Below are 11,638 nucleotides of genomic sequence, written 5' to 3' on the forward strand. Positions count from 1 at the left end.
ATGAGCCGGTCCGTTGAAATGCGCCGGCGGCCGGGCCGCCTGTCGCCGTGGTCGTGGCTGCCCGGGTTGCCGGGGCGGCTGCCGGGATTGCTGCCGGGGCTGTCGAGGCGGCCGGGCCGCCTGCCAGGACGGCTGCCGTGGCGGCTGCTGGGCGTGCTGTGGCTGCTGGGGCTGGGGTGGCTGCCGGGCCTGGCGGCGGGCGCGGCCGCATCCGGGCTTGCGCCCGCCGCGCCGGAGGCCGCCGGTGCCGGCGCGGCGACGGTGCTCGTGCTGCACGATGATTTCGTCTCGGCGGAGAAGTTCCAGCGCCTGCGGGACTTCGCCGGGCCGCAGGCCGTGCCCCTGGGCCACCTGGACGTCGATGCGGCCGAGCCTGGGCTCCTGTGCGCCGCGGTGCGGGCCGCCGCGCTGGTCGTGCTGGACGTGCCGCGCCCCGGGGACCGGACCCGGGTGACGCGGCGCCTGGGCCAGGCCTGCCCCTCCTCGGCGCCGGACGCCGCGCCCCGCCTGACGGTGGGGGGCGGTCCCCCAGCGGGGCAGGGGCTGGCGCCGCCCGTGGCCGGCGCGCTGGCGGCCCTGTATGCCGCCGGCGGCGCGGACAACTTCCGGCGCTTCTTCGCCCTGGCGCGGGCCGTGCGCGACGGGGGCGATCCGCCCGCGCACCTGCTCGCGGCGCCCCGCCGCCTGCCGCAGACCGGCTTCTATCATCCGCGCGCGCCCCGCGTCTTCGAGCGCGTGGAGGACTATCTGGCCTGGCAGGCGGCGCGGCGGGATGCCCCCCGTCCCGCCGCGGGCCGGGTCGCCTTCCTGATCCACGCCGGCGTGGTCGCCGACCTGCTGACCCGGGAAGTGGACGAACTGGTCGAGCGCACCGAAGCGGCCGGACTGCTGCCCCTCGTGTTCTGGGCCGACGCGACCGATCCGCAGGGCCTGGCGGGCATCCTCGGCCCGGGCCGCATCGACGTCCTGGTCAATCTCACCCACCTGCGCGACGGCGCGGCGCGGCGCCGGGACTTCCGGGCGCTGGACGTGCCGGTGATCCAGACGCTCCGCTTCCGCGACGGCGCGGCGGCCGACTGGCCCGCGGCCGCCAGCGGCGTGCCGTCCCGGACGGCCGCCGTGTTCCTGGCCGGCCCGGAGAGCTGGGGGGTCGGCGATCCGCTGGTCCTGTCCGCCTCGACAGCGGGCGTGAGCGACCTGCTGCCCGCCCAGGCCGATGCCCTGATCGCCAAGCTGCGCAGCCTGGTGGCGCTGCGCCGCACGCCGCCGGCGGACAAGAAGCTGGCGCTGATGTTCTGGAACTACCCGGCCGGCGAGAAGAACCTGGGAGCCTCGAACCTGAACGTTCCCCGCAGCATCGTCTCCATCCAGGCCGCGCTGGCGGCGCACGGCTACGATGCCGGCGCGCCGGTGGACGAGGCGCGGGCCATCGCGGCGGGCCAGCGGATGCTGGGCGCGCTGTACGGCAGCGTGGCGCCGGAGGCCCTGCTGGCCGAAGGCCTGGCCGGCCTGTATCCGCTGGAAGACTACGAGCGCTGGCTGGCCGGGCTGCCTGAGCGCCGCCGGACCGGGCTGCGCGCCCTGGGCGATCCCGCCCGGCACCGCGCGGTGCGCGAGATCGGCGGCCGGCGCTATTTCGTGATCCCGTGCTGGCGGCTCGGGCACCTGCTGGTCATGCCGCAGATGCCGCGCCACGCCGATCCTTGGGCCCACTATCACGATACCGCCAGCGTGCCCGACCCGCTCTACCTGGCGGCCTACCTGTACCTGCAGCGGCAGTACGGCGCGCACGCGCTGATCCACCTGGGCACGCACGGCACGCAGGAGTGGCTGCCCGGCAAGGACCGCGGGCTGGCCGCCGACGACTATCCCTGGCTGGCCGTGGGCAGCCTGCCGGTGTTCTATCCCTACATCCAGGACAATGTCGGCGAGGCGATCCAGGCCCGGCGCCGCGGCCGGGCGGTGACCATCAGCCACCAGACGCCGCCTTTCGCGCCGGCCGGGCTGTACGACGAACTGCGCGACCTGCACCAGCTGATCCACGAGTACCAGCAGCTCGATGGCGGCGCCGTGCGCGAACGGGCGGCCGCCCGGATCCGCGAGGCCGCCGCCGCGGCCCACCTGCACGAGGACCTCGGCTGGACGATGCCGCGCGCCGAGCAGGATTTCGAGGGTTTTCTGCGGGCCTTGCACGACCACCTGCACGAACTGGCGCGGACGGCCATGCCGCTGGGCCTGCACGTCTTCGGCCAGCCGGCCGAGCCCGCGCACCGCGTCTCCACCGTCATGCAGCAGCTGGGCGCGCCGCTGCTCGCGGCGCTGGGGATGGACCGCGGCGAGGCGTTCGCGGCCGATCCGGCCGTCCTGCCCGGCAATCCCGCCTACCAGGCGGTGCGCAGGATGCTGTCTTCCGGAGCCGTGTCTCCCGGCCTTGCGGCCGCGCCCTTGCCGGCCGCCGCGGCGGCCCTGGCCGCACGGGCGCGGGAGCTGGATCGCCGGCTGCGCGATACCGGTGAGAACGAAGCCCTGCTGGCCGGCCTGGCGGGCCGGTTCGTCGAGCCGGGCGCGGGCGGCGACCCGATCCGCAATCCCGACGCGGTGGGCGGCCGCAACCTGTATGCCTTCGAGGCCGACAAGATCCCGGCGCGCGCCGCCTACGACTCGGCCGCCACCGCCTATGCGCAGCTGATCGAGGCGTTCCGCGCGGCGCACGGCGGCGCCTGGCCGCGCAAGATCGCCTTCAGCCTGTGGGCATCCGAGGCGGTCCGCCATCTGGGCGTCACCGAGGCGCAGGTCCTGCATGCCCTGGGGCTGCGGCCGGTCTGGGACGAGGGCGGCCGCGTCACGGCGCTGGAGATCATCCCCGCCGCCGAACTGGGCCGTCCGCGCGTCGACGTGGTCGTCCAGGTCACCGGCGTGTACCGGGACCAGTTCGACGCCTTCATGCGGCTGCTCGACGATGCGCTGGCGCGCCTGGCCGCGCTGGACGAGCCGGGCAATCCGGTCGCCGGCCACAGCCGCGGCATCGAGGCCGCCCTGGCGGCGCGCGGCCTGCCGCCGGAGACGGCCGCGCGGGTCGCGCGCCAGCGCATCTTCGGCAGCGCGCCGGGATCCTACGGGACCGGCGTGCCCGATCTGGCGCGGCGCTCGGCCGAATGGGACGGCGATGCCGCGCTGGGGCGGCAGTTCCTCGACAGCAGCCGGCACGCCTACGGGCAGGGCGCCTGGGGCGAGGCGCCGGCAGGCGTCAATCCGCTGGCCGAGCAGTTGCGGGGCGTGCAGGCGGCGGTGATGTCGCGTTCGTCGAACCTGCACGGGGTGCTGTCGACAGACCACCCGTTCGAGTTCCTGGGCGGGCTGTCGGCCGCCGTGCGCCACCTGGACGGCCAGGCGCCCCAGCTGCTGGTGTCCGATCTGCGCGCGGGCGGCGCCCGGACAACCGGGCTGGCGGGCTTCCTGGCCGACGAACTGCGCACGCGCTACCTGAACCCCCAGTGGATCGCTGCCATGCGGCGGGAGGGCTATGCCGGCACGCTGGAAGTGCTGAAGGCGGCCAGCAACCTGTTCGGCTGGCAGGCGGCGGATGCCTCCACGGTGCGGGACGACCAGTGGCAGGCGCTGTTCGACACCTACGTCGCCGATGCCCGCGGGCTGGGAACGCCGGCCTGGTTCGAGCGGGACAACCCCGCGGCGCAGGCGCAGATCCTCGAACGCATGGCCGAGGCCATCCGCAAGGGCTACTGGGACGCCGGCGAGGCCACCCGGCGCGAACTGGCGCGGCGCTGGCTGGAACTGGAACGCCGCTTCGGCACCCATGCCGGGGCCGAGCCGACGCGCCGCTACGTGGCCGCCCTGGCGCAGGGCTACGGGCTGAATGCGTCTCCCGCGCCGCAGGCCGGCGCCGCGGGCACGCCGGAGGCGCCGGCCGATGCGCCGCGGCAACCCGTGCGCGGCCCCGTGCTGGAGCCGGCCGCCCTGCCCGCGCCCGCGCCGGAGCCGCCGGACCGCCGGCTGCGCGTGCTGGCGGCAATGCTGTGCCTGGTGTGCGGCGGCGCGCTGTGGCAGGCCGCCCAGGGGCGCCGTGCGCGCCGCACGGCCGCCGGTCCCGCCGATCTTTCTTCCCCCCGATCCATCCATCCCGCCGAGGGCATGCCATGACTCCGTTCGCCGAACTCGAAACCCTGATCTACGACGTCTCGCGCGTCTTCCTCGTCCCGGTGCTGCTGCTGATCGCAGGCGCGCTGGCCTATGCCCTGGCGATGCTGGGCGCCTTCGCCGTCGAGGCCTGGCAGCGCCGCCGCGGTACGCACCCGCGGGCGCTGCTGGCCCATGCGCGGCGGGCGGCTGCGGGAGACGGCCCGCCGGGCGTGGACAGCGACGACCTGGAACTCTGGATCATGCGGCGGCTGGAATGGCTGCGCATCGTGTCGCGCACGGCGCCCATGCTGGGCCTGATCGCGACCATGATTCCGATGGGGCCGGCCCTGCTGGCGCTGGGCGGCAACGACGCCGCCGCCGTGGGCAGGAACATGGTGGCGGCCTTCTCGGCCGTGATCCTGGCGCTGCTGGCGGCCAGCATCTGCTTCTTCGTCCTCGCCGTGCGGCGGCGCTGGCTGCTGCAGGATCTGCGCGAACTGGAGCGCATGCGCGCCGGAGGGAAGGCCTGATGCGGTTCCTGGAGGAAGAAGAGAGCGACCCGATGCTCTCGGTCATCAACATGATCGACCTGTTCCTGGTCGTGATCGGGGTGCTGATGGCGACGATCGCCCGGAATCCGCTCAATCCGTTTTCCGGCGCGCCGGTCGTGGTGGTCGAGCGCCCGGGCGAGGCCGGCATGCGCATCACCGTCAAGAACGGCAAGGAACTGACGCGCTACGAATCGAGCGGGGAAGTCGGCCAGGGGCTGGGCGCCCGCGCCGGCGTCACCTATCGTCTGGACGACGGACGCATGATCTACGTGCCCGAGGGGCCGACGCCCCCGGGAACGGATGCGCCCCGGGCGGGGCGCGCAGGAGGGGATCAGTCGCCGTAGAGCTTCTGGCGCATCTCGCGGCGTTCCTGCGCTTCCAGCGACAGGGTGGCGGTGGGCCGCGCCAGCAGGCGGGCGATACCGATGGGCTCGCCGGTTTCCTCGCACCAGCCGTATTCGCCGGCGTCGATGCGGGCGATGGCCTGCTGGACCTTTTTCAGCAGCTTGCGCTCGCGGTCGCGGGTGCGCAGTTCCAGGGCGTGTTCTTCTTCGATCGTCGCGCGGTCGGCCGGGTCGGGCACGTACTGGGTCTCGCGCAGGTTTTCGGTGGTGGCGCCGGCGTTGGTCAGGATCTCGTGTTCGAGCTGGTGCAGGCGGTCGCGGAAGAACGCCAGCTGGGCCTCGTTCATGTAGTCCTTTTCAGGCATCGCCAGCAGCTCTTTTTCCGTGAGCAGCTTACCCTGGGATTTGGTGCTGGATTTGGTAGCCATGTCGTGTCCTCTTCTTTATGTGCCGGGGCCTGTCTGCCGCGCCCGGAAGATCCGGCGGGGAGGCGGTGATGCGGCGTTCAGGCCAGGCATTGTTCGAGCCCCTGGGTGAAGATGTCCTGAGGCAGTTTACGGCCGATGAAGACCATGCGGGTATTCGGTTTTTCACTGGCGGGCCAGGGCTTGCCGGGCTCCGCGCCGAACATCATGTGGACGCCCTGGAACAGCATGCGCCGGTTGATGCCCTTGATGTACAGGATGCCCTTGTAGCGCAGCAGATCGGGGCCGTAGACCTGGACGATGCCGCTGAGGAAATCCTCCAGGCGTTCCGGGTCGAAGGCGCGGTTGGAGCGGAACACGAAGGCGCCGATCTCGTCGTCGTGGTGGGCATGGTGGTGATCGGGGTGGCCGCAGGCGGGACCGCAGGCGTGGTGGCCGTCCTCGTCGTCGTGCTCGTGATCATGGTGATCGTGGCCGTGGCCGTGATGGTCATGGCCGTGGTGGTCGTGGGCGGCGGCTTCCTCGGCGAGGAATTCCGGATCGATGTCCAGGATGGCGTCCAGGTCGAAGCCGCTCACGTCCAGCAGGGCTTTCAGGTCGGTCTCGCCGAAGTGCGCGGGCAGGATGGAGGCGCGCGGATTGATCCGCACCAGGCGGGCGCGCAGGGCCTGGTAGTCGGCCTCGTTGACCAGGTCCTTCTTGGAGATCAGGATGCGGTCGGCGAAGCCGACCTGGCGCTGGGCTTCTTCCTGGCGGTCCAGGGTGGCCATGCCGTGCTTGGCGTCCACCACCGTGACCACGGCGTCGAGCCGGTAGGTGGCGGCGATGTCGTCGTCCATGAAGAAGGTCTGGCAGACCGGACCGGGATTGGCCATGCCCGTGGTCTCGATGACCACGCGGTCGAAGCGCACGTCGCCGGCGGCGCGCCGGGCGGCGAGGTCGCCCAGGGTGCGGATCAGGTCGCCGCGCACGGTGCAGCAGACGCAGCCGTTGCTCAGTTCCACGACCTGCTCGTCGCTGTCCTGGACCAGCAGGTCGTTGTCGATGTTTTCCTCGCCGAACTCGTTTTCGATGACGGCGATGCGCTGGCCGTGGAATTCCGTCAGGATGCGGCGCAGCAGGGTCGTCTTGCCCGCCCCCAGGAAACCGGTGAGCACGGTGACGGGAATCAGGGAATCGGCGGATGGAGCAGTGTTCATGATGGCCTCGAATGCGATGCGCCATCCTCGCCCTGGCCGTTGCTGCGCCGGATGCAGGAGGTCTTGGCCTTCCCGGCGGCGGACTGGGGGATGTGGCGATCAGCATGCGATTACATCATAGGCCCGGGTTTAGGGCAAACCTGGGCCTCGGCCGTCCGGCGTATCAGCTTTGCCGGCAGCGGGGACAGAGCGCGCGCAGTTCGGTTTCCTGGCCGCTCAGCGTGTAGCCGGCCTGGGCGACGCAGGCGGCCAGGCGGCGGCCCAGGTCGGGGTCGCTGAGTTCGGCGACGCTGCCGCAGCGGGTGCAGACGACCAGCACGTCGTGGGGCGTGCCGCCCGCGTCGGTGCAGGCGCTCCAGGCGTTGATGACGTCCAGCCGGTGGATCAGGCCCTGTTCCGTCAGGAAATCCAGCGCGCGGTAGACCGTGGGGGGCGCGGCGCCGGGCTGCGCGGAGCGCAGGGCGTCGAGCAGTTCGTAGGCCTTGAGGCTGCCGGGGTGGTTCAGCAGCGTTTCCAGCACCAGGCGCCGCAGGGGCGTCAGCCGCGATCCGCGCTCGGCGCAGAGCCGTTCGGCTGTGTCCAGGCGCGCCGCGATCTCGTCGGGCGAGTGGGAATGGGCCTTCATATTCATGGGGTTATGTTATAACGTAACGGATCCGATACGCCATTGCGTGTATGCCACAGTCGATTATGTCCCATTTTCCCCCCTTCATCAGATCGGGCCGCTATCGCGGCTCCTCGCTGCTGCTGTCGGCCGGACGGCGCATGCGCCGCGCCGCGCTGGCCGTGCTGTTCCTGTGGCTGCTGACCGGCTGGGCGCTGCAATGGTGGTGAGCCCGGCGCCCGGCGCCGCGCCGCCCGCCATCGAGCTGCAGCAGCTCTGGCTGGGCTGGCGCGACCGCATCGCGGTGCGCGACGCCAGCGGCGCGTTCGCGCGCGGGTCGCTGACGGCGGTGGTGGGGCCCAACGGGGCGGGGAAATCCACCCTGATCAAGGCCATGGCGGGCCGCCTCAGCCCCATCCGGGGGCGCATCCGCATCGATCCGGAGATCGCGGGCGACCTGGCCTGCCTGCCGCAGTCGGCCGAACTGGACCTGGATTTTCCCATCAGCACCTTCGACCTGGTGGCCATGGGCGCCTGGCATCGGCTGGGCGCCTGGCGCGGCCTGGACGACGCGGGCCGGGACGCCGTCGAGGCCGCGCTGCGCGCCGTGGGCCTGGCCGGGCTGGGCCGCCAGCCGGTGAACACGCTGTCCGGCGGCCAGCGGCAGCGCGCGCTGTTCGCGCGGCTGATGCTGCGCGATGCGCGGGTGATCCTGCTGGACGAGCCCTTCGCCGCGGTGGACCGGGCCACGACGGAAGACCTGCTGGCCCTGCTGCACCGGTGGCACGGCGAAGGACGCACCCTGATCGCCGTGCTGCACGACCTGGACATGGTGCGCGCCTATTTCCCGCAGACCCTGCTGCTGGCCGGCCAGGTCGTGGGCTGGGGCGACAGCGGCCAGGTGCTGTCCGCGTCCAATCTGCACCTGGCCCGCCACCTGTGCGCCGCGGAGGCCGTCTGATGGACTTGTGGCACCTGCTGGCGCAGCCTTTCGTCGAATTCGGCTTCATGCGCCGCGCCCTGGCGGGCGCGCTGGCGCTGGCCTTCGCCGCCGGCCCCCTGGGCGTGTTCCTGGTGCTGCGCCGCCTCAGCCTGATGGGCGACGCCATGGCCCACGCCATCCTGCCGGGGGTGGCCGTCGGCTTCCTGACGGCCGGGCTGTCCATGACGGCCATGACGCTCGGCGGCCTGGTCACCGGCGTGGCGGTGGCCGTGCTGGCCGGCCTCGTGTCGCGCATGACGCCGCTGCGCGAGGACGCCAGCTTCGCCGCCTTCTACCTGGTGTCGCTCGGCCTGGGGGTGCTGCTGGTGTCCTTGAAGGGCACCAACATGGACCTGATCCACGTGCTGTTCGGCACCGTCCTGGGGCTCGGCGACGCGGCCCTGATCCTGGTCACCGTCGTCAGCAGCGTCACGCTGCTGGCGCTGGCCGCGCTGCTGCGCGTGCTGGCGATGGAATGCCTGGATCCCGGCTTCCTGCGCGCCGAGGGCCGGGCGGGCGCCTGGGCGCACATCGGCTTCCTGCTGCTGCTGGTGCTCAACCTGGTGGCCGGCTTCCAGGTGCTGGGCACCCTCATGGTGGTGGGCATCATGATGCTGCCCGCGACGGCCGCGCGGTTCTGGGCGCGTCCGGTGGGCGCCCAGATGGCGCTGGCCGCGGCGCTGGGCGCCCTGGCGTCCTACGCGGGCCTACTGGTGTCCTATCACGCGGACGTGCCCGCGTCGCCGGCCATCATTTTGTCGGCGGGCGTCCTCCATTTCCTGTCGGTCGCATTCGGGCCGCATGGCGGCGTGCTCCTGGCCCTGCGCGAGACGCGGGCGCGCCGCGCGCGGCTGCTGCAATCCATGAAGGAAGGCGGCCGGTGAAGATGCAAGGCGGCCGTTGAACGCACGCGGGTCCGGTGCCCGGTCGCCCCTGCGCGCGGCCGGCGGGCGTCGATTCCGGCCTGGGCCGCGCCCCGCGCCCGGCCCCCTTCAGTCCCGCAGCCGCTCGGCCGCGAACCGGCGCAGGATGGCCATGGCCGGCGCCTCGGTCCGGTCGGCCAGCGTGACGAGGGCGAAGCGGGCCGAGGCGTCCAGCGCCGGGCGCACCGCCAGTTCCGCCAGCCGCCCCGCGCGGATGTCCGGCCAGGCCGGGCCCAGGATGCCCAGGAAGATGGCGTCGCTCTCGCGGACCGTGTCCAGCAGGCTGTGGATGTCGTCGCAGCGCAGGGTCACCGCCTGTCGCGGGTCGGCCCTGGCGCCGTAGCGGGCGATCAGGCCGCGGGACACTTCCGCGCTCAGCGGCGTCGAGGCCAGCGGGTAGCGCCGCATTTCGGCGAAGGAGACGGCCGCGCCGGATTGCCGCAGCGGATGGTCGTGGCGGCAGATGAAGCCCGCGCGCATGTCGCTCAGCACCTCGATGACCAGGTCGGCGGCCGGCGCGACGCGGTGCACGTCGACTACCAGCGCGTCCAGCGCGCGCTGCCGCAGCTGCGGCACCTGCAGCTCCGTCGCGCCCGGCGAGATGCTGACTTCCACGCCGGGAAAGGTCCGCGCCATGTAGCCCAGGAACGGCCGCATCAGCATGGCGCTCGGCCCCGAGCCGAGCCCGATGCGCAGCGAGCCCATGTGGCCCTCGCGCAGGAATTCGGCGCTGCGGCGCAGTTCGGCGGCGTCGAGCACCATGCGGCGCGCGCGCTGCACGACCGCCTGGCCGAAGGGCGTCAGTTCGTTGCGCTTGCCCACGCGGTCGATCAGGCGCGCGTCCAGCGCGTCCTCCAGCGTCTGGATGCTGCGGCTCAGGGCGGACTGGGTGATGTGGTGCTGTTCCGCCGCGCGGCTGAAGGAGCCGGTGTCCGCCACGGCCAGCAGATGCTCCAGGTGGCGCAGGTTCATGAGTATCGCTCGCCAATGAGTTTTATGAATCCATTCAATGATAACTATGCATTGGACGAATTAAAAGCAGATTCATAAGATGCAAGGACCAGACAAGATGGCCGCACATGAGGCGGCACGTGAGGAGACTCGATCATGGCCAACAGCAGCACGGGCCGCGCGGCCGCGGCAATCCCTTTACCCCCGCGGACGCGCTCCGCGGGAGCGGAACACGGCGCGGCCTCCGGCCGGCCGGAGGTTTCACGCCGCGTCGTCGCGGCCACGGTGGCGGGCAACGCCATCGAGTTCTACGACTTCACCACCTACGCCTTCTTCGCCGTCTACATCGGCAAGACCTTCTTCCCGGCGTCCACGCCGTTCATGAGCCTGCTGCTGTCGGTGGCGGTGTTCGGCGTGGGTTTCGTCACGCGGCCCCTGGGCGGGGTGCTGATCGGCGCCCTGGCGGACCGGGCGGGCCGCAAGCCCGCGATGCTGCTGACCATCGCGCTCATCGTCGTGGGCACCCTGGGCCTGGCGCTGACGCCGTCCTACGACAGCATCGGCCTGGCCGCGCCCGTCATCGTCGTGCTGTGCCGGCTGATCCAGGGCCTGGCGCTGGGCGGCGAGGTCGGCCCCTCCACGTCCTACCTGATCGAGGTCGCGCCGCCGGGCCGGCGCGGGCTCTACGGCAGCTGGCAGCTCGCCAGCCAGGGGCTGGCCGCCCTCGTCGCCGGCATCATCGGCGTGCTGCTGACGCTGTCGCTGTCGCCCGAGCAGATGCTGTCCTGGGGCTGGCGGCTGCCGTTCCTGCTGGGGTCCGTGCTGATCTTCGTGGCGGTCTTCCTGCGCCGCCACATGCCCGAATCGCTGGACATGGACGACGGCCGTGCGCGCGCCGCCGCGCAGCCCCGGCCGCGCCTGCGCAACTACGTCCGCCCGGCCCTGCTCGGGGTGCTGGTGGTCATCGGCGGCACGGTATCGACCTACGTGTCCATGTACATGACGAGCTACGCCATCGTGACCCTGAAGCTGACGCCGGTCGTCGGCATGCTCGCCACCGTGACGTACGGCCTGGTGACGTGGCTGGGCTCCCTGCTGGGCGGCTGGCTGTCGGACCGCTACGGCCGCAAGCCCGTCGTGCTGTGGCCGCGCGTGGCACTGGCCGTGCTGACGCTGCCGGCCTTCCTGCTGCTGCTCGAACACACCAATCTCGCGACGCTGGCGTTGACGACGCTGCTGCTGGCCGGCCTGACCGCGATCAGCGGCGCGCCGTCGATCGTGATGATCCCCGAGCAGTTCCCCCGCCACGTGCGGGCGCTGGGCCTGTCGATCGTCTATGCGGTCGGCGTGGCGGTGTTCGGCGGATCCACGCAGTTCGTCGTCACCTGGCTGATCGAGGTCACCGGCAACCCGGCCGCGCCGGCGCTGTACGTGGTCGCCACCAGCGTCCTCACCATCGTGGGCATCGTGCTGCTGCCCGAAACCGGGGGGAAGCGGGCCCTCGTGGATTGAGGCGGCCATG

11 protein-coding genes are annotated in these 11,638 nt (G+C 72.3%); 7 read left to right on the forward strand and 4 right to left on the reverse strand.

All coding sequences use genetic code 11. The features are described 5' to 3' along the window. From cobN to BN940_RS02140, 3 genes are read left to right on the forward strand one after another with little or no spacing between them, the layout of a single operon-like run. Positions 1–4,158, forward strand: coding sequence for a cobaltochelatase subunit CobN (gene cobN / locus BN940_RS02130; protein WP_242404251.1), 4,158 nt, complete (start codon positions 1–3; stop codon positions 4,156–4,158). After that, complete coding sequence (locus BN940_RS02135) at positions 4,155–4,667, forward strand: MotA/TolQ/ExbB proton channel family protein (protein WP_043679650.1); 513 nt, start codon at positions 4,155–4,157, stop codon at positions 4,665–4,667. Before cobN ends, BN940_RS02135 begins: the two co-directional genes overlap by 4 nt. Next, a complete protein-coding gene (locus tag BN940_RS02140; protein WP_052355531.1) occupies positions 4,667–5,032 on the forward strand; it encodes a DUF2149 domain-containing protein in 366 nt (121 codons plus the stop codon). Before BN940_RS02135 ends, BN940_RS02140 begins: the two co-directional genes overlap by 1 nt. Here the strand turns inward: BN940_RS02140 and dksA are convergent. From dksA to BN940_RS02155, 3 genes are all read right to left on the reverse strand, one after another. Then, a complete protein-coding gene (gene dksA / locus BN940_RS02145; RefSeq protein ID WP_043679653.1) occupies positions 5,020–5,460 on the reverse strand; it encodes an RNA polymerase-binding protein DksA in 441 nt (146 codons plus the stop codon). The genes BN940_RS02140 and dksA overlap by 13 nt on opposite strands. A gap of 77 nt (positions 5,461–5,537) precedes the next feature. Then, a complete protein-coding gene (locus tag BN940_RS02150; protein WP_043679656.1) occupies positions 5,538–6,656 on the reverse strand; it encodes a CobW family GTP-binding protein in 1,119 nt (372 codons plus the stop codon). A gap of 163 nt (positions 6,657–6,819) precedes the next feature. Next, positions 6,820–7,281 carry a Fur family transcriptional regulator gene (locus tag BN940_RS02155; protein ID WP_043679659.1) on the reverse strand — a complete coding sequence of 154 codons (462 nt, stop codon included), beginning with the start codon at positions 7,279–7,281 and terminating at the stop codon, positions 6,820–6,822. 65 nt (positions 7,282–7,346) lie between these two features. Between BN940_RS02155 and BN940_RS19180 the strand changes: the two genes are divergently transcribed. The 3 genes from BN940_RS19180 to BN940_RS02165 are packed head-to-tail and all read left to right on the forward strand — an operon-like array spanning position 7,347 to position 9,126. Then, positions 7,347–7,490, forward strand: coding sequence for a hypothetical protein (locus tag BN940_RS19180; RefSeq protein ID WP_158386219.1), 144 nt, complete (start codon positions 7,347–7,349; stop codon positions 7,488–7,490). Beyond that, positions 7,481–8,221: a metal ABC transporter ATP-binding protein gene (locus BN940_RS02160; RefSeq protein WP_052355532.1), complete on the forward strand. Its 741-nt coding sequence runs from the start codon at positions 7,481–7,483 to the stop codon at positions 8,219–8,221. Before BN940_RS19180 ends, BN940_RS02160 begins: the two co-directional genes overlap by 10 nt. Further along, the gene (locus BN940_RS02165; RefSeq protein WP_043679660.1) at positions 8,221–9,126 is read left to right on the forward strand and encodes a metal ABC transporter permease; all 906 of its coding nucleotides are present in this window, start codon (positions 8,221–8,223) and stop codon (positions 9,124–9,126) included. Before BN940_RS02160 ends, BN940_RS02165 begins: the two co-directional genes overlap by 1 nt. Positions 9,127–9,234: 108 nt before the next feature. Here the strand turns inward: BN940_RS02165 and BN940_RS02170 are convergent, their stop codons facing one another. Next, positions 9,235–10,137 (reverse strand): LysR family transcriptional regulator, encoded by a 903-nt coding sequence (locus BN940_RS02170; protein WP_043679662.1) that lies wholly within the window; start codon positions 10,135–10,137, stop codon positions 9,235–9,237. Between the two features lie 135 nt (positions 10,138–10,272). On the opposite strand from BN940_RS02170, the gene BN940_RS02175 reads away from it, so the two are divergent. Continuing rightward, positions 10,273–11,628, forward strand: coding sequence for an MFS transporter (locus BN940_RS02175; protein WP_043679664.1), 1,356 nt, complete (start codon positions 10,273–10,275; stop codon positions 11,626–11,628). The last annotated feature ends 10 nt before the right edge of the window (positions 11,629–11,638 follow it).

It is taken from the genome of Castellaniella defragrans 65Phen (genome assembly GCF_000612685.1).
Classification (GTDB): domain Bacteria; phylum Pseudomonadota; class Gammaproteobacteria; order Burkholderiales; family Burkholderiaceae_B; genus Castellaniella; species Castellaniella defragrans.

Bases quoted from the DNA above. Each gene is read 5' to 3' on its own strand.
- cobN (WP_242404251.1), top strand. From the start codon at position 1: ATGAGCCGGTCCGTTGAAATGCGCCGGCGGCCGGGCCGCCTGTCGCCG.
- BN940_RS02135 (WP_043679650.1), top strand. From the start codon at position 4,155: ATGACTCCGTTCGCCGAACTCGAAACCCTGATCTACGACGTCTCGCGC.
- BN940_RS02140 (WP_052355531.1), top strand. From the start codon at position 4,667: ATGCGGTTCCTGGAGGAAGAAGAGAGCGACCCGATGCTCTCGGTCATC.
- dksA (WP_043679653.1), bottom strand. From the start codon at position 5,460: ATGGCTACCAAATCCAGCACCAAATCCCAGGGTAAGCTGCTCACGGAA.
- BN940_RS02150 (WP_043679656.1), bottom strand. From the start codon at position 6,656: ATGAACACTGCTCCATCCGCCGATTCCCTGATTCCCGTCACCGTGCTC.
- BN940_RS02155 (WP_043679659.1), bottom strand. From the start codon at position 7,281: ATGAAGGCCCATTCCCACTCGCCCGACGAGATCGCGGCGCGCCTGGAC.
- BN940_RS19180 (WP_158386219.1), top strand. From the start codon at position 7,347: ATGTCCCATTTTCCCCCCTTCATCAGATCGGGCCGCTATCGCGGCTCC.
- BN940_RS02160 (WP_052355532.1), top strand. From the start codon at position 7,481: ATGGTGGTGAGCCCGGCGCCCGGCGCCGCGCCGCCCGCCATCGAGCTG.
- BN940_RS02165 (WP_043679660.1), top strand. From the start codon at position 8,221: ATGGACTTGTGGCACCTGCTGGCGCAGCCTTTCGTCGAATTCGGCTTC.
- BN940_RS02170 (WP_043679662.1), bottom strand. From the start codon at position 10,137: ATGAACCTGCGCCACCTGGAGCATCTGCTGGCCGTGGCGGACACCGGC.
- BN940_RS02175 (WP_043679664.1), top strand. From the start codon at position 10,273: ATGGCCAACAGCAGCACGGGCCGCGCGGCCGCGGCAATCCCTTTACCC.